This is a genomic window from Thermogemmatispora argillosa (assembly GCF_059696725.1).
Window position 1 is genome coordinate 3,481,111 of record NZ_AP019377.1, and the last position, 16,690, is coordinate 3,497,800.

Genomic DNA, 16,690 nt, shown 5'->3' on the forward strand with positions numbered 1-16,690 from the left:
AGCGCCGGTGGCGCCGTCAGTCGATGGCGCCGGCCAGGAAGCGATCGACAGCGGCAAAAGCCTCACCCAGAGCTGGCCCCAGCTCGGGCGCTAGCTTGATCAGGCCCCCCACCAGGGGAAAGAGTCGCAGCGCCTGCAGACGCGTGTTGACCCGCGACCACGCCCGCTGGACCAGGCGCAGCAGCTCCTCATGCTCGCCTGCCTCTTCCAGGGCCTGCCCCAGCGTCAACAAAACCTGCGCCTGTCTCTCCTCTGTGAGAGTGGCGCTGAGGCGCTGAACCTCGGCCCAGGCCTGGCGCGCCCGCTCACGCTGGCCTGCCTGCGCGAAGGCCCGTCCCAGGACCGCCAAGGCCCGGGCCCGCTCTTGATCAGCCTCAATACTGTGACTGATGCGCTGCGCGGCCTCCCATTCCCCAGCCTCAGCCAGCGAAGCCACTAACTCGCTCTTCAGCTCGTTCGCCCGCGGGCTATGCACTAAGCACTGCGCTAAGCACTTCAGCAGACGCTCTGCTTCGTCCCACTCCCGCGCAGCGATGAGGGCCTTGATCAGATCGGCCAGAACCTCCACCTGCACCCCTTCGCTCGACAGGGAGACAATGCAGCGCTCGCTCTGCCGCCAGTAGTGCCGGGCTCGCTCGCGTTCGCCAGTGGCGGCGATGGCTCCCCCAAGGGCGGCCAGCAGCTCTGCCTGCTGCGCCACCTCGACGCCGGCGATGAGTTGCTCGCACTCGCGCCAGCAGGCCTCGGTCCGCGCCCGCTGCTCAGGCTCTGCCGCTCGCGCGTAGGCCTGCCCCAGGATCAGCAAGGCCTCGACTCGCTGAGGGGCCAGCTCAATGGCGCGAGCGTGCCGCTCGGCCTCTTCCAGGCGCCCGGCCCCAACCAGCTCGCGCACCAGGAGCACGCGAGCATCGGCCCGCTCCCAGCCGTCAGGAACGCGCTCAACAATGCGTTCGGCCTCGGCCCATTCGCCGGCCCGGGCCAGCTCGCGCGCCAGCGCCTGATAGCCGTCGGATTGCTTCCAACTGCTGTCTTCGCTCGCAATCAGGGTCTCGGCTTCCTGCCAGAGATGGCGGGCCCGTTCTCTGGCGCCCGCCTGGGCCTCCAGTCGTCCGAGATAGGCCAGGACCGCGCTCCGCTCTTTGCCTTCTACTAGACTGCGGACACAGCGCTCCACTTCGTCCCAGGTCACGGGCGAATCGATGGCCGATGCAAGGGTGATGGCTGCCTGACGCTGCTCGCGGGTGGTGGCCTGCTTGCGCACCAGGCTGGTGATCTGTCGCCAGAGCTGCTCGGCCTCGGCTCGCCGCCCGGCCTGGCTGAGGCCGCGGCCCAGGGTAATCAACAGCTCGGCCTGTTGTTGCCAGTCGCCGAGCGCGCTGGCGAGACGGCTGGCCTCCTGCCAGCGCTCAAGCTGAACCAGGCTGCGCATGAGCAGGGCCAGGGCCTCGCGCCGCTCTTCGCCCTCGGGCAGGGCGCGAATGATGGCCTCGGCCCGCCGCCAGTAGCGCTGCGCCTCGTCCAGGAGGCCTGCCCGCGCCACGGCCTGGCCCAGCAATACACAGGCCTCCTGGTGCTCGTCAAGGCTCTCTAGCCGCCCAAGCTCAGCCTCGGCCTGCTGCCAGAGGCGCCGCGCCTCGTCCACCTGGCCATGCTCGGCCCGGGCCTGTCCGAGCGCAATCAAGGCCCGCAGACGCTCGCGCGGGAGGGCGATGCTGCTGCTGAGTCGCTCGGCTTCGGACCAGCGTTCGGCGGCGGCCAGGGCCTGGACCAGCAGCTGTCGGGCCTCGGCCTGTTGCCGCTCGTCCGCGAAGTGCTCACAGATGGCCTCGGCTTCCGACCAGCGCCCAGCCTCAGCCAGGGCCTGGAGCAGCGCCAGTCGCGCTTCGCCCTGCTGCCAGTGGTTGGGAATGTGCTCGCAGAGGCGCTCGGCGTCGCTCCAGCGCTGAGCACCAGCCAGGGCCTGGACCAGCCTGACCAGGGCAAGGATTTGCTCCCAGGCAAAGGGGATGGTCAGAGCCAGGCGCTCAGCCTGCTCCCAGAGAGCCTGCGCCTGAGCCGCCTCGCCGGCCTGAGCCAGCTCGCGCCCAAGCACGGCCAGGGCAGCGACGCGCGCGCCAGCGGCGTGCTTGGGAATGGCGGCCAGCGCCTCTGTGGCCTCGCGCCAACGGCGTGCTCGCGCCAGGGCGGCGACCAGGGCCTGACGCGCCTCGTCTTGCAGGGTATCAGAGGGCATGACCTCGATGATCTCCTCGATCTCGGCGCTCTGCCCGGCCTCGGCCAGCCCCTCGGCGATCTGCAAGAGGGTCTCAGCGCACGGGGCGGCCAGGGCGATGCGCCGTGCCACGTCGATGGCCGCCTGCCAGAGCTGCAGCGCCGACTCACGCCAGCCGGCCTTGTGGAGGTCCGCCGCCAGCTCGCTCAGCAAGGGGGCCAGTCGGTCCGGCTCGCTGCTGCGCCGCGCCACCTGGCAGGCGCGCCAGTAGAGCGGCCCGTAGTCGCTCTCCGGTGCCCCCTGCTCCTGAAGCTGGCGCGCGATGGCCACCAGGGCCTCAAGCTGGCGCCCGGGATCGCTGATGAGGTCGGCCAGTCCCAGGGCCTCGCGCTGGCGCCCAAGCTGAACGAGCAGGGCAAAGGCTTCCGGCGGGTAGCGCTCGGCCTGACTGCTCAGGCTGCAACGCAACAGGGTGTAGTGCCAGAGGCGGGGGAGCTGGGCCAGCCCTTCTTTGAAGCTCCAGCCTTCCCAGGCGGCGGCCTGACGCCCAAAGTTCAGGTCGCCAGCATAGGCGCGCGTGCTCGGATCAAGCTCGTGAATCTTGCGCTGTCCGTAGCGGCCGGCATCCAGGAGGGCAAAGAGCCGCTCCCAGGCCCGCCCGTAGAAGAGGTGGGCCGCCAGGTGCTGGCGGGCATAGCGCCGACGTGCGTTCTCGTCGGGATTGCGAGGCGCTTCTTGCCAGATCAGTTCACTGCCGCCACGCTCGCACCAGTCGGACAGGACGCGATGCCAGTGGGCCTCTTCGGCTATGGTGAATAGATAGGGCTTGTCCGGCTGCTGCGGGTCCTGACGCAGATAGTCGCGGAGCTTGGAGTGGAAGAGGCTGTAGCACCCGTTGCCGTCGACGACCAGCAGGCCGCCGAGCTGTTGCAGGGCGTCGCGCACTTGATAGGTGGGGAGGGGGGCCAGAATGTCGCTCAGTTGAGTGGCTGCCAGCGGCTCGCGGGCGACCAGCAGCAGGCCCAGCAGGGGATAGCTGGCGCGCTCCCAATGCGGATCTTGCTTGAGGCGCTCGATGCTCAGGGTGAAGATGTGGGCGGGATTGTGAGAGAGGCGCGCGCTGAGGGCTTCCGGGGTCAGGCCCTGGTTGCTCGCCAGCTCGCGAGCGATCAGGTTGAGGTAGAGGGTGTTCTGTTCCGCGAGGGCGTAGAGACGGTCGCCTTCGGCGCGCGTGAGCTGCAGGCCGTGCGCCTGGAGCAGTTGGTCGAAGTCGGTGCGGCTGAGCGGCGGCAGGCTGTACTCACGCTCAGGCCCGCGCGCGTGCAGGGCTGCCAGCGTGTCATCGGGCCGGCTGCCGAGGACCAAGACGCAGCCCGGCGGTGGTCTCAGGGGGAGAAAGCTCAGATCGCGCTTGCCGAAGGCGTTGCGCGGAAGCTGGTCGAGGCCGTCGATGCAGATCAGAACGGGCCTGCCGGCTTCGCTCAGCTTGTTGAGCAGGTTCCAGAAGACCGCGGTGAGCGTGGCGCGGCTGGTCCCGGCCAGCAGCAGGGGCGTCGGGTCAAGGGCTGCGGCGAGGATGAGGCGCGCGAGCAGGTCGCGCAGCAGGGCCACGGCGTGATCGGGAGGTGGGTCGAGTGGCAGGAAGTGATGGGGGACGCGCTCCGGCCCCTCTTCCTGGACCAGGCGGGCGATGAGGCTGCTTTTGCCCTGGCCCGCCTGCCCGCTGATGATCAGGTAGCCGCCGCCCGGCTGCAGGTCGGCGATCTGCTGGCGGATGGCGGCTAGCTCGGCGTTGCGTCCGACAAAGCCGTCAAGGCAACTGGCGATAAAGGGACGGTGATCGATGAGCATGGCGCCAATGGCCCGCGCGTGCTCGGGCGCGAGCTGACCAGCTCCGTCAGAACGCGTGCGCGGCTGCAGCGCGCTCATGAGGCGGCGCAGCCCCTCCTCAACGCTGTACAGACCTTCGTCGCGCGGTCGCCAGAGGCTGAGGGCTTTGGGCGGCTGGCCCAAGGGCAGGGCTTCTAGCTTGCCAAGTGGGGTGTGCTCCCAGCTCACGGGGCGCACGATGATGGGGACGACCGTCGTTGCGTGCTCGCGCCACCGCGCCAGGGCTGTTGCCATTTCTTGCTGACACTGGTCGTCGTCGAGAAAGGAGGGACTGATGAGGAGCAGGATGATGTCGGCACTCTCCAGGGCGGCGCGCCTGGCTTGCTGGATGTCGCTGCCGGCCAGGATCTTCCCCGGCCCGCTGATGATCGGTACTTCCAGGCCGGCGGCCCGCGCAGCTAGCCTCACCCGCTTCTCGATATGCTCGCTCCAGTTGCTTTCCGCGCTGGTATGGCTGATGTAGACGTGCAGGCGACGATCGGCTCGGCTCTCGGCTCCCATGCTGCTCCTCTGCCTTACCACGGCTTATGGTCCTGGCGTGACGGTCGAAGGAATGCGGCGCCTGGCGGCTGGCGTCGTCGGCGCTCTCAGGCTGGCCCGCGCCCGCGGGCTTTTCCCGCCGACAGGGCAACCCGCTGCTCTTGTCTTAGCAGGCTGCCTGCTCCTTCGGTAAGTATACCATAGAATACGGCACAGCGTCATCCAGAATACTGGCCGCTTGTATATGGTAGAGCGCACAGACGCACCAGACAGCGCTTGGCCGCAGAGAATGCTGTTTTTCCGCGAAACTCTTCCCTAAATGGCGCGGGTGCGCTATACTGGCGGAAATATCTCGCATATGAGGGCAGAACTGTGCTTCGGCTGCGCGTGAAAGAGGTCGCACGTGAGAAGGGATTGTCAATGAACCAGCTATCGCATCGTGCAGAGGTCAGCTATAACATCATTAAGGCCATCTATCGCAATCCGTATCGGCCCACCAATACAGCGACTGTCAACCGCATTGCGCGGGCCTTGGGCGTGCCGACGACCGCTCTGATGGAAGATGTCTCGGAGGAGGAGATGGCCCGCGAACAGCTCGCCCTGGCGGCGGAGCTGGCCATACCGCGCCGGCCCGGGCGCCGGCCTCGCAACCAGAACCGGCCCCCAGTCTGAGATGAGGAGCGCCGCCAGGCCGGGCAGGCCCAGGCGACCAGCCCAGTAAGCCAGCGAGCAAGGGCCAGGGCCGGCAAACGCAGAGAGGCTCTGGCCAATCCGCGCCTGGGTGTCGGATCTGATTGGCTGGCCATCTGCCCTGATGCCCGCGCGCTCCGGCGGCACTGCTGAGTTAAGCTGAACTTGCGCAAAAAGATGGCGCGCGTGGTCCGCTCGCGCCGAGGCCGCTCAGGCTCGACGCTCCCACCCGCGTCATCTCGCGGAATCTCTGCCATCGCTGCCTTGAGTAAGGCGGCTGTCTGCGCCAGGAGAGAAGGGGGCCTTCTCGCTCGCGGGTTGACTGGCTGGTAGGAGACTGCAGGCTGCCAGCGTTGGGACAGGGATAGAGATAGAGAGAGAGAAGGGGAGCGAGAAGGCCCCGCTTCACTGCCTGGGCGTTGAGGGGTTCAGTTGCGGCTCCCACCTCCTTTCAGGGTCGCTTGCATGGGCGGCAGAACCAGGCTCAAATAGCTGCGAAGCTGCTCGCAGCTCGCCAGGACTTGATCACGCTCTTGGGTGGCGGCGATCTTGCCGCGCACCAGCCGGGTAAAGGTGGCGATGGCTTCGGTGATCAGCCCCAGCTCTTCCCAGCTCAGCATGATGACTTGCCCGCTGAGAATCTGCTCAATTTTGAGCAGCGCAAGCTGAATCTGGTTGATGCGGCGCTCGTCTACCTCCGGCCGCGGCTGATCGGCCTGGCCACTCTGCAGGTAGCGCCCATAGAAGAGCAGGATGTACTTGATGGCTTTGAGGTCATCGGCCCCAATCCCCATCATCACCCGCTTCCCATCCCGCTGCCCCTCCTTCATCTTGCACTTCCTTTCCGTACCGGCTAAACAACACTGCCATCGAATCCCTTGCTTGCACCTTGGGGGTCCGTCCTAACCCATCCAAATTATATCTTCAAAGTATCAATTTGTAAATATCTCCTTACAAGGAGATATCAAGAAATGGAATTACCGGCATAGCGACTGGCTGGTATGCTAAGAAAAAAAATAAGTGGGGGAACCAGCTTGCTACGCCTGCGCGTTAAAGAGGTTGCTCTAGCAAGGAAAATGTCAATGCACCGACTTTCTCTGCAAGCGCAGCTGAGCTATCACGTCGTTCGTGAGATTTTCGTTGACCCCTACAAGCCGGTCTCCTCAGATACCATTAATCGCCTAGCCGAAGCGCTGGGCGTGCCGGTCACGGAGATCATCGAAGATGTACCGCGGGAGCAGGCTGAAAAAGAACGGCAGCGGCTTAGAAGGAGGACCTTTGAAGACAAAACATCTCCCAGTTGAACACTTGACAGCAGATGAGCAGAGGCGAACGTCCGGTCAACCGCCCGGCCACAGGAGGGCAGGGATGGTATGCCTGGAAGAGTAGAAAAGGGCGAACGCAAGAAAGAACCCGCGTGTGAATCTCTGGCAAACGGTGTATACTCTTCCCAACAGCAGCGCAGCATGATCTGCCTGCTGTACTGCCCTGAAGCGGCGGACGCTGAAAGTTGGTCACAGCCAGGAAGCAGACAGACAGACGGGGAGACGAATGAGCGAGCCAGATAAAACGCAGCGCCTCATTCGCCGGTTGCCGGGCCTGGCATGGCAGGAAAGTTGAGGGGAATGTATGCTACGGCTGCGCGTCAAAGAGGTTGCTCAAGAAAAGAACATCTCAATGCATCGGCTGTCTATGGTGGCAGAAATCAGCTATTACATCATCAGAGGCATTTGCGCCAACCCATATAGAACGATCTCCACCTACACCCTGAACCGCGTCGCCGAAGCGCTGGGCGTGCCGGTCACGGAGATCATCGAAGACGTACCGCGAGAGCAGGCCGAAGCGGAGCTCCAGCAGATCAAGCGCAAAGCCTCCGGCGGCAAACCCTCCACTCGTCAAGCCTAGCAGAGAGGCCTTGGCGGCATCAGCGCAGCACTCAGCCACATAGCGCACGCCGGCCCCTTCAGAACAACGACAGCCACGGGAGAGCACGAACGAAAGCGAGCGACATCGCGTGCAAACACCCTGGTGAATAGTGTATACTCTTCAAGAGAGAAGAAAAGGGGCGTCTGCTTGCTAGATCATCATCCAGCGCAACGCTGATGCTGCCTGGGGCGACTGAGAGGAGCGCGCGAATCAACGCCAGGCGCAGCGCTGGGCGACGAAAGAGGCGAGCGGGCGCAGGAGCCAAACAACGAGAAACCAGCCGAAGCGGAGCGCGCTATCCTGGCCCGTCCCTCACGCCGCCACCTGGCCGGAGAGCGATCCACCCGAGGCGTGCTCCAGAGCGCTGGAGAAAGGAGCAGCCTCGCATGACTACCGACGGCGAAAGGCTGGCCCTGGAACAAGCGATCGCCCAGCGCCAGCTCGAACTAGAGCACTACCGCCGCAGCGGTGATCGCTGGCACCAGGCGACCACCCTCCATGAACTGGGAGGACTCTACCAAAAGCTAGGGCAGCCCGGGAATGCGCTCACTTCATACGAGCAGGCCCTGAGCATCTTCCAGCAGCTTGGGGACTTCCTGGGAGAAGTTGCCACCCTTCACAACCTTGGCGTCCTCCTCAAAGACAAAGACCCCGAGCGCGCGCGCGCCTCATACGAGCAAGCCCTGACCATCCTGCGCCACCACAACGACCGGCGAGGGCAGGCCTTCACCCTCCACAACCTTGGCCAGCTTTACGAAAGCCTTGGGCGTGATGAACAGGCAAAAGCCGCTTACCAGGAAGCCATTGCGATCCTGCAGGCCCTGGGCGAACCCAGCAACGAGGCCGTCCCCTTCATCAACCTGGGGCGACTGGCCGAGCGAAGCGAGCGCTACGACGAGGCCCGCCAGTACTACCAGCAAGCGCGCCAACTCCTGCAGCAAGCCGGTGCCCTCAAGCGCGAACTGATAGCCATCAAAGACCTGGGGCGGCTGGCCGAGCGTCAGGAGCGCTACAAAGAGGCCCGGCGCCTCTACGAAGAAGCCTGCGTCCTCTGCCGGCGACTCGGCTACCGTGAAGGCGAAGTTGGCTTTCTCCTCAGCCTGGCCGGGGTCTACCACCAAAGCGGGCAGCTCCTACAGGCGCGAGCCACCTACGAGCAGGCCCTGACCCTGCAAGCCGGGAGCCAGGATGACCCGCTCAGCCTCTTCGCCATCCACCTCGACCTTGGCGGCCTCCTCTTTATGCTTGCCCTCACCGAGAGCGCCCGCCGCCACTACGAGCAGGCCCTGACCCTGGCCAGGAGCAACGACCTGCCCCCCTCCTGCGAAGACATGAGCTGGAACGCCCTCGGGCAGTTCTTCCATTACCTGGGCCAGCCCGTCCAGGCCATCGACCGCTATCGACGGGCCTTCCTTAGCCGCGCCCGCAGCGGCGACATCACCGGCCTCATCCTCACCCTGTGCTCCCTCGGCGACCTCTACGGCCACTTTGGCCAGCTAGAGAGCGGCCTGGCCCACCTCCTCGAGGCGCGCACCATCGCCGAGGAAGAGGGAGACAGCGCCACCTGCGCCAGCATCGACGACCGGATCGCTTCCATCCGCAACCAGCTTGGTCCCGAAGCCTTTGCCTTTATCCGCCAGATCAGCGAATCTGAGCGCAGCCTCCTGATCGAGGCCACCATCGCCGGCATCATCTCCCCCGAGCTTAGCCAGCAAGAGCGGATCATCCTGCCGCCCGAGCAGCTCAGCCCGCTGATCGAGCGCATCAGCCTGGCCCTGGCGGACCAGAGTCCGCCCCAAGAGAGGCAGGCCCTGCAAAGCGAACTAGAGCACCTGCGGGCCCAGGCCCAGGCCCAGAGCGCACCTGACGAAACCGAACAGCGCGCCCGCGCCGCGGCCGCCGACTTCTACGCCGCCCTCCTGGCCCTGCTAGAGGGAGAGCCTGCCGGGCTGCCCGCCGAGCATCCCTATGCCCTGCCGCTCTCCCTTATCCAGAAAGGCCAGACCGCCTGGAGGGCCTCCCAGATAGCAAGCAATCAGCAAGATTAGCCATTTTGGGCTAACTCTCGCGTTCTCTTCGTGTGCTTCTTCTCACTACTTGACAGATAGGTATATCAATCCAGAAAAATTTGTTATATACTTAAGACAGAAATAGCTACCAAGCAAGTAGCTATGTACCCTGTATATCTCAAGCGTGTAGCTGCTCACAATACAGCAGCGGGCTGCCCGGCCTGGGGCCGGAGGCAGCCGGGCTGAAGAAGAGAAGAGCGCCAGAGGATCGGGCCAGTCGGCGTGAGCGTCGGGGGGAGAAGGGCGTCGTAGGCGTCGTAAGCCAGCCAGTCGTGAAAGAAAAGGAACCTCCGAGCCAGGCACCTGACACATCGGCATATCTGCGCTCATCCCTGCCGTCCGCGCGGCGTCCGCTTCCGCCTGAGTAAGCAGAAGGGGGAAGAGAAGGCGCCGCAGCGAGCGGCGAGCAGCGCGCGCAGGAGGCCGGGTCGAACGACCCCTAGTCTGATAGTATCAGAGGAGTTGCCAGCAATGGCATACGAGCAAGACCATGAAGAGCCGGGTCACATGACCCGCAGTGAAGCAATTGCGCACTATCAACAACAACTAGAGCGGCAACGCGCGCAAGGGGACCGGGATGGTGAGATGGCTAGCCTCTTCAGGCTCGGCCTCCTTTTCCAAAGAGAGCATGATCTTGAACAGGCTTGCGACTACTATCAGCAGGCGCTGGTCCTCAGCCGCGAACGAGGCCTACGCTTTGAAGAAGCAAACGCCCTCTGCAGCCTGGGCACCATCTATCAGCAGCGTGGCCAGCGCGAGCGAGCGCTACTCGCTTACCGGCAGGCCTTAAATATCCAGCGCGAGAACGGCTTTCTGCCGGGCGAAGGCATCACCCTGGGACGGCTGGCCACCCTCTACCATGAGCTGCACCACGATCAGCAAGCCCTCATCTGCTATCGCGAAGCCCTGGCCATTCATCGAGAAGTAGGCAACCGGCGCAGCCAGGGCACCACCCTCAACAACCTGGGCAGCTTCTATCAAGAGCACGGCCAGATACAGCGGGCCTTCCATTGCTTTCAAGAAGCCCTGCTCATCCAGCGCGAAATAGGCGATCAGCGCGGCCAGGGAGCCACCCTGAGCAAACTGGCCTGCCTCTCCTTCGCACTGGGACAGATCCAGCGCGCTCATGCCTACTATCAGGAAGCGCTGCTCCTGCTCCGCGGCGAAAACGACCTCCCCCTCTTAGCGCTCACCCTCAGCGGCCTGGGCCAGCTTTATCAGACCTGTCTGCTCCCCAGAGAAGCGTTACGCTGCTACCGCGAAGCCCTCAGCCTCGCGCGCCTCATCCAGGACCAGGAGCGAGAGGCCATCATCCTGAGCAACCTGGCGATTTTCTTCGCCTTCTTCAATCAGACGCGCCTGGCGCTGGCCTGCTTTCTACGCATGCGCGAGCTGCAAGACTGGCCGGCGCCGTCTGGCCAACGCGATGAAGTGGAGGCCTCGATCGCCCTGCTTCATGAGCGGCTGCGAGAGGAGGGCATCAACGAGGAGCTAGAGGAACTGGCGCCGCGGGCCGCCGACCTGATCGCCGAGGCCCTGGAACGGCCACCCACCCAGGCCATGCGGGCCCTCAGCCGGGGCGCCCTGACACTAGAGATGCTGGCCTTCATCAGCGAAGCGGTTGTCGACGTCTGTACCGCCCATCCCGAAGCCAGCCTGGCGGTGCGCGTGATCCTGCAGCGCGCGCGGGAGGTCCTGCGGGCCCAGCTTGCCAATGGCCTGGCTGGAGCGGGGACCGGCCATCAAGAGCTAGAATTGTTGGCCGCGCTGCAGGGCCTGCTTGATGGCCAGGCGGTCTCTCTCCCGCCGCGCCATCGCTATCAGACCCTGCTAGAGACCCTCAAGCGAGGGATCGACCTCTACTTTAGCGATCCCGACCACCAGCAGCAAGAGCACGCGCCGGGCAGAGGCTAGCCCTGGCCAGCGCCTGACCCGACCGGAGCGGTCGTGAGCCGCGGCGCGCTCTCCGCGGGGCCAGTTCCCTGGCCGGCGCGGCTGCTCACGGCTTCGGCTCACAACCGCTGACGGCCCGCGTCGCTCTGACTGCCGTCCTGTCTGGCGGCTTCCACCGCTCAGCGCATCCGATCGAGGCCCTCACTGCAAAAGAAGCGCCAGCGCGACCCTATTTACAGAAACACTCACAAGTCTGATAATAGAAGTGATCTGCGTATTCCAGCAGAAGAGGAAGAGCATCGTTAAGAAGCTGAGGCACATCATCTAGCGGTGTGGCATCGACAGATAGAGAGAGAGCGGGATGGGTGCCCCAGGGTTGTTCAGCTCTTCAAGAAGGGGGATTCATGCAAGAACCACAGCAAGCCTCAGATCGCGAGGCCCTGCAGGGGTCATCTCCGGCGCCGGGACCCGAGCAGATGGCGCCAGTTCAAGCCGCAGCGGCGGGCGGCGGACAGGGTCAGCCGGCCATGCCTCCAGCCAGCCAGCCGCAGTTTTTCCAGCCGGCTACCCCGGGCCATCAGGGGGACCTGGTTCTACGCACCAGCCTCCTTATGGCGCTGGCCTTCTTCATCATCATGGCCCTGCTCAATGCCTGCACACTGACGCCCCTGGGCGACGCCCTCGGTCGGCTAAGCGTGAATATGGCCAGTGGCATGCTTGGGTATGACAGTGTGACCCTGGCTAATTACCTCTATAGCCTGATCTTCAGTCTGGTTCAGGCACTGCTGGCCGCCTGCGTCTATCTCGGCGCCGGCCTCTTGCTGGGGCGGCGCACCGCTAACATGGGCGTGGTCATGCGCGCAGCCGGCCTGGCCACCCTCTGGTATGTCCTGCTCGATGTCTTGTTCCCATTCCTCTTTACGGTCATTTTCTTTCAAATACGATCAATACCTTTATATGAATTAAATTCATACTTTTCTTCTTCAGATTTTATTAGACAATACATCATATTCACCATCTTTGATACAGTCATGATCGGCATCTTTGGCCTTGGGGCAGCCGCTCTTGGAGGGGAGCTGACTCTCCCAAGACTGCCGCCCGTGCGCCTTGATCCCTACCTGATGCAAGGACCCTATCCGGTCCAGATGCCCTATCCCATGCCAGGCGGACAGCCAGCGGGCGGGAGCGGGACGCCGCCCTATCCGGGGCCGGGGACACCACCGGGAGCAAGGCCCAATCAAGAGCCGCCGACCACCGCTTGAGATCTCGGCCTGATGCGCTGTCGCCAGAGAGGCGACCGGCCTGGAGAGACAGCCGTCCCGGCGCTGGCCTGCCCGCGCTCGCCCGTCGCCATTCTTCAGGAGCGCGAGCCAGCGCCGGGCTGTCAGGCTCTTGAAAGCAGACGCTGCCTGCCTTGTAACGCCAAAGCAGAGGTTCAGAGAGAGAAGAAGAAGATCAGAGACCCAACCTAAAAGGAAGCGGAGCGACCTCCGCCGGCTCGGCAGCGGGCAGCCGAGCCGCCCCAGCCTCCTGAACCGCCAGCGCTGGACAAAACCGCCGCCAGCGCTTATACTTGCTCATAGAAAAGCAACGCCTGGCGCGCCAGTCTTGCGCCGGCCAATGATAGTCATAGCAGCCTGGCTGGCTGCGGAACCTGGGCAGCCTGCACCTGCCGCAGGGCAAAGCGAAAGAAGAGAACCTGATGGACGTCGAGCGCGGGCCCCACGCGGAGCAAGAGCCTCCGACGCGCAGGGCTGAGGAAGCGGCTCCGGGCGAGCGAACGCTGTCGGAGCGAGCGGCGCAGGCGTCAACAGCAGCCGGCCATGCTCCAGGGCATAGCGGCCTCTGGTCGGGGGCCGACCCCATCCTCCGCAACACCCTCATCGTCCTCACCGCCGCCTGGTATCTCGTCCTCTTGCTCCCCGTCAGCCAGGCCCTGGATGTCCTCGTCACGCCGCTGGCCAATTTCCTCATGGACCATCTCCATTTTGGCGACATCTTCTCCATCATGGTCGCATATGCCTTTTGGGCCTGCCTCATTCAAAGCGGCCTGGCCATCATCTGCTACTTCGCCTGCGGCTGGCCGCCCACCGAAAAGAGCGCGCCCGGGCTGCCCTCGCCTCCCCACGGCCTTAGAGCAGCCCTGCGCGCCACCGCCTGCTACCTGCTGGCCGACGCCATCCTCTTTTTCCCCTTCTTCATCCTCTACCTGTTTAGCTACGGCGGCTTTCGCATCGAGACCCTCCTCTTAGCAGGCATACTGCTCTACTCCGTCACCCTGCTGCTGGCGGGCGGCCTGCTCTTCAACGGCCTGCTAGCCCTCACCTTCGGCCTGGGGGCCTACTGGCTGGCCAATAGCCTGGGGCGCAGCCTCAGAAAGACCACGGCAAGAAAGACCTGACTCCTGGCCGCCTCATCTCCCGGCTCTTCGACCTGCTACTGAGAGCGGCAATGGCAGACAACAGGCCTGGCACTGGCGAGCGCCAGAAGCCCAGCGCCCCGGCCCAGCGAGCAGCGCTGCACCTGAGCGGCCCCGACGCTGACGTCCTGACCTGGCCTGGTCCGAGCCGAGCCGAGCCGGGTCGGGCCGAGCCAGAGGGCTACCAACCCTGCTCACGATAAATCTTCAGCGTCTGCTGATCGCCCGGCACATAGCTCACCATAGAGTAGCTGCTCATCCCCGTAAAGACCGTCGTAGCCGTACGCAGGGTCAGGCGGCCCAGCTCACTATGCTGCACCTGGAAGACAAAAGACGGAGCCGGCTTCCCGCTGGGATAAGCCGCCGCCGCGATGCGCTTAAACTCCGGCAACTCGCGCAAACGACGCCACAGCTCCTTATACTCAGGCAAATGCGTCATCGTATGCGTATTATACAAGAAATCACTCACCAGGCGGCGAGCCAGATCCTCCCAGCCATGAAAGCGGCGGCGCATCTGCGGATCAAAGACGAACTCCAACAAATGCAACTTGGGATGATGCTCAGCCAGATGAGGATCGATCTCAAAGAGGCGAAGAGAAGCATTATTCCACGAATGCAAGAACCAGAGGCGGTCGAGCGAATGCGCCGGGTACGACGTACTCTGCACCAACAAACTTGCCAGCTCGCCCAGCTCCAGCAAAGCGCTGCTCAAATGATCCGGCTCCACATGCTGGCCGGTCAAGCGCGTATAAGCCTCATAGAAACGCTGGCACTCCTCGCCCTGCAGCTCCAGAGCGCGGGCAATATTGCGCACCACATGCGGGGACGGATTGGCGCGCATGCCCACCTCCAAATGATAAATATACGTCCGAGAAAGGCGGCTCGCCTGAGCGAGCTGGCCCTGAGAAAGACCATGCTTCTGGCGCAGCTCCGTCAAGAGACGAGCGAACTCCGAACGCTCAGCGGCCTCAGTGCTCCGACTCATCGCTGAACCATCCTTGTGCGCTTTTATGTGTTAGCTACATCCTCATTATGGCGCAAAAATTGTTAGCTGGCAACGTACCCATCATCGGAAGAGCAACATATAATACTAGTAACAAGTGGGGACTGTATGCTCGGAAGGGTGGCCATCGTGGGCTGCCCGGTTGGCGTATCCTGGTGGATACCAGACAATGAGGAGCGAGAACATGCCTGATTCTGCGGTCAGCAAGAATACACAGCCGAACGAACAACCCTCGATGAGCGCAACGGTGCAGGCTGAGGCGGAGCTGTTGGCAAAGCGGCCCTGGATCAAACATTACGAAGAGGGTGTCCCCGTTCACCTGGAAATTCCCGACCAGCCCCTGACCTGGCTGCTTGACGAGACAGTCCGTCGTCATCCTGACAAGACCGCCTTTATCTACTACGGGACGCGCATCTCCTACGCGCGCTTTGCCGCCCTGGCCAACCGCTTTGCCGCGGCCCTTCAGCGGCTAGGCATCAAAAAAGGCGACCGGGTAGCCATTGCCCTGCCCAACATCCCGCAATATCCGATCGCCTTTTACGGCACCTTGCGACTAGGGGCCGTAGCCGTCCCGACCAACCCGCTCTACACAGAGCGCGAGATGCAGCACCAGATGGCCGACTCCGGGGCCCGTGTCCTCATCATGCTAGACATGTTCTATCCAGTAGTGCGAGCCATTCGAGACAAGACCGCCCTGGAGCACATCATCATCACCAGTCCCGCCGACTTCTTGCCGCCCCTGCTGCGCACGCTCTACCCCTTGAGCCAGCGCCGCGAGCGGCACAAGCAACCGCAGCCCCCCTTGACCAAAGAAGAGCTGCGTTCCGACCCCAAGCTGCTCCTCATGAGCGACCTGCTCAAGCCCACGAGCGCCGAAGGAATCGAGGTCTTCACGGTACCCGACCCGCCGCGCAGCTCGGATCTGGCCGTTCTCCAATACACCGGAGGCACGACCGGCCTCTCCAAGGGCGCCATGCTCACCCATCGCAACCTGCTGGCCAACGCCTACCAAACGCGCTACTGGACGCCGCGGGCCCATGATGCCGGAGAGACCGGCCTCTGCGTAGCACCCTTCTTCCACTCCTACGGCCTGACAGTAGGCCTCAACCTGGGCATTCTCGCAGCGGCCAGCATGGTACTGCTGCCGCAGTTCAAGCCCAAAGAAGTCGTGCGCGCCATCAAGCGCTACCGCCCGACCATGTTCCCGGGCATTCCCACCATGTACATTGCCATCATGCGCGAAGCCGGCAAAGACAGCAGCGCCTTCCAATCGATTCGCTACTGCATCAGCGGAGCCGCACCCCTGCCGGCCAAAGTACGACACGACTTCGAGAGCCTCTCGGGTGGCCGTCTCGTAGAGGGCTACGGTCTCAGCGAAGCCTCGCCCGTCACCCACTGCAACCCGCTCAACGGCGACGTACGCGAAGGCAGCATCGGCCTACCGCTGCCCGAAGTTGACGCCGCCATCATGGACCCCGAGAGCGGCAAACTGCTCCCGCCGGGCGAAATTGGCGAACTGGTGGTCCGCGGGCCGAACATCATGCAAGGCTACTGGAACCGCAAAGAGGAGACCGCGGCCATCTTCCGCGACGGCTGGATGCGCACCGGCGACCTCGGCAAAATGGACGAAGAAGGCTATTTTTACCTGGTCGAGCGCGCCAAAGACATGATCCTAGCCAGCGGCTTCAACGTCTACCCGCGCGAAGTAGAAGAAGTTCTCTTCCGTCATCCCGCGGTCCAAGAAGCGGCAGTTGTTGGCGTGCCCGACGAATACCGAGGCGAGACCGTGGCGGCCTTCATTGTCCTCAAACCGGGCGTAGCCGCCAACGACGCCACCCGACAAGACATCGTCAGCTTCTGTCGCAAAGAGCTAACAGCATACAAAGTCCCCAAGATAGTCGAATTCCGTGAGAGCCTGCCCAAATCTCTCATCGGAAAAGTGCTGCGCCGCGAGCTGCGTGAGCAATGGCTCCAGCAGCGAGGCGCAGGCCAAAAGAACAACTGAGCCACGGCGACCGGGTCAGGCGAGCGAAGCGAGCGAGCGCAGCAGCCATCGACTGGCCCGGCGCGTCCGCCTGGCGGCAGTCAAACCACAACCCAAACAAGCG

At 63.8% G+C, this 16,690-nt stretch carries 11 protein-coding genes; 8 read left to right on the forward strand and 3 right to left on the reverse strand.

Annotated features, from left to right (window positions below; translation table 11 throughout):
* Nucleotides 1-16: 16 nt before the first annotated feature.
* Nucleotides 17-4,603, reverse strand: a complete 4,587-nt coding sequence (locus AC6H1L_RS13620; RefSeq protein ID WP_497598036.1) for a TIR domain-containing protein — start codon at nt 4,601-4,603, stop codon at nt 17-19.
* Between the two features lie 399 nt (nt 4,604-5,002).
* Between AC6H1L_RS13620 and AC6H1L_RS13625 the strand changes: the two genes are divergently transcribed.
* Nucleotides 5,003-5,254 (forward strand): helix-turn-helix domain-containing protein, encoded by a 252-nt coding sequence (locus tag AC6H1L_RS13625; RefSeq protein WP_497598037.1) that lies wholly within the window; start codon nt 5,003-5,005, stop codon nt 5,252-5,254.
* A 446-nt stretch (nt 5,255-5,700) separates the two neighbouring features.
* On the opposite strand, the gene AC6H1L_RS13630 is transcribed toward AC6H1L_RS13625, so the two are convergent.
* Nucleotides 5,701-6,102 carry a hypothetical protein gene (locus AC6H1L_RS13630; protein WP_497598038.1) on the reverse strand — a complete coding sequence of 134 codons (402 nt, stop codon included), beginning with the start codon at nt 6,100-6,102 and terminating at the stop codon, nt 5,701-5,703.
* A 252-nt stretch (nt 6,103-6,354) separates the two neighbouring features.
* On the opposite strand from AC6H1L_RS13630, the gene AC6H1L_RS13635 reads away from it, so the two are divergent.
* From AC6H1L_RS13635 to AC6H1L_RS13660, 6 genes are all read left to right on the forward strand, one after another.
* Nucleotides 6,355-6,576 (forward strand): helix-turn-helix domain-containing protein, encoded by a 222-nt coding sequence (locus tag AC6H1L_RS13635; RefSeq protein WP_497598039.1) that lies wholly within the window; start codon nt 6,355-6,357, stop codon nt 6,574-6,576.
* 325 nt (nt 6,577-6,901) lie between these two features.
* Nucleotides 6,902-7,177, forward strand: coding sequence for a helix-turn-helix domain-containing protein (locus AC6H1L_RS13640; RefSeq protein WP_497598040.1), 276 nt, complete (start codon nt 6,902-6,904; stop codon nt 7,175-7,177).
* A gap of 407 nt (nt 7,178-7,584) precedes the next feature.
* The gene (locus AC6H1L_RS13645; RefSeq protein ID WP_497598041.1) at nt 7,585-9,246 is read left to right on the forward strand and encodes a tetratricopeptide repeat protein; all 1,662 of its coding nucleotides are present in this window, start codon (nt 7,585-7,587) and stop codon (nt 9,244-9,246) included.
* Nucleotides 9,247-9,738: 492 nt separating this feature from the next.
* Nucleotides 9,739-11,181, forward strand: coding sequence for a tetratricopeptide repeat protein (locus AC6H1L_RS13650; protein WP_497598042.1), 1,443 nt, complete (start codon nt 9,739-9,741; stop codon nt 11,179-11,181).
* A 383-nt stretch (nt 11,182-11,564) separates the two neighbouring features.
* Nucleotides 11,565-12,422: a hypothetical protein gene (locus tag AC6H1L_RS13655; protein WP_497598043.1), complete on the forward strand. Its 858-nt coding sequence runs from the start codon at nt 11,565-11,567 to the stop codon at nt 12,420-12,422.
* A gap of 440 nt (nt 12,423-12,862) precedes the next feature.
* Nucleotides 12,863-13,561 carry a hypothetical protein gene (locus AC6H1L_RS13660; RefSeq protein ID WP_497598044.1) on the forward strand — a complete coding sequence of 233 codons (699 nt, stop codon included), beginning with the start codon at nt 12,863-12,865 and terminating at the stop codon, nt 13,559-13,561.
* Between the two features lie 199 nt (nt 13,562-13,760).
* Here the strand turns inward: AC6H1L_RS13660 and AC6H1L_RS13665 are convergent, their stop codons facing one another.
* A complete protein-coding gene (locus AC6H1L_RS13665) occupies nt 13,761-14,564 on the reverse strand; it encodes an MmyB family transcriptional regulator (protein ID WP_497598045.1) in 804 nt (267 codons plus the stop codon).
* 253 nt (nt 14,565-14,817) lie between these two features.
* Here AC6H1L_RS13665 and AC6H1L_RS13670 point away from each other — a divergent pair, with 253 nt between their 5' ends.
* Complete coding sequence (locus AC6H1L_RS13670; protein WP_497601551.1) at nt 14,818-16,587, forward strand: long-chain-fatty-acid--CoA ligase; 1,770 nt, start codon at nt 14,818-14,820, stop codon at nt 16,585-16,587.
* Nucleotides 16,588-16,690 lie beyond the last annotated feature (103 nt).

Coding starts and splice junctions, on each gene's coding strand:
- AC6H1L_RS13665 (WP_497598045.1), bottom strand. CDS start 14,564: ATGAGTCGGAGCACTGAGGCCGCTGAGCGTTCGGAGTTCGCTCGTCTC.
- AC6H1L_RS13635 (WP_497598039.1), top strand. CDS start 6,355: ATGCACCGACTTTCTCTGCAAGCGCAGCTGAGCTATCACGTCGTTCGT.
- AC6H1L_RS13640 (WP_497598040.1), top strand. CDS start 6,902: ATGCTACGGCTGCGCGTCAAAGAGGTTGCTCAAGAAAAGAACATCTCA.
- AC6H1L_RS13660 (WP_497598044.1), top strand. CDS start 12,863: ATGGACGTCGAGCGCGGGCCCCACGCGGAGCAAGAGCCTCCGACGCGC.
- AC6H1L_RS13630 (WP_497598038.1), bottom strand. CDS start 6,102: ATGAAGGAGGGGCAGCGGGATGGGAAGCGGGTGATGATGGGGATTGGG.
- AC6H1L_RS13670 (WP_497601551.1), top strand. CDS start 14,818: ATGAGCGCAACGGTGCAGGCTGAGGCGGAGCTGTTGGCAAAGCGGCCC.
- AC6H1L_RS13650 (WP_497598042.1), top strand. CDS start 9,739: ATGGCATACGAGCAAGACCATGAAGAGCCGGGTCACATGACCCGCAGT.
- AC6H1L_RS13645 (WP_497598041.1), top strand. CDS start 7,585: ATGACTACCGACGGCGAAAGGCTGGCCCTGGAACAAGCGATCGCCCAG.
- AC6H1L_RS13625 (WP_497598037.1), top strand. CDS start 5,003: ATGAACCAGCTATCGCATCGTGCAGAGGTCAGCTATAACATCATTAAG.
- AC6H1L_RS13620 (WP_497598036.1), bottom strand. CDS start 4,603: ATGGGAGCCGAGAGCCGAGCCGATCGTCGCCTGCACGTCTACATCAGC.
- AC6H1L_RS13655 (WP_497598043.1), top strand. CDS start 11,565: ATGCAAGAACCACAGCAAGCCTCAGATCGCGAGGCCCTGCAGGGGTCA.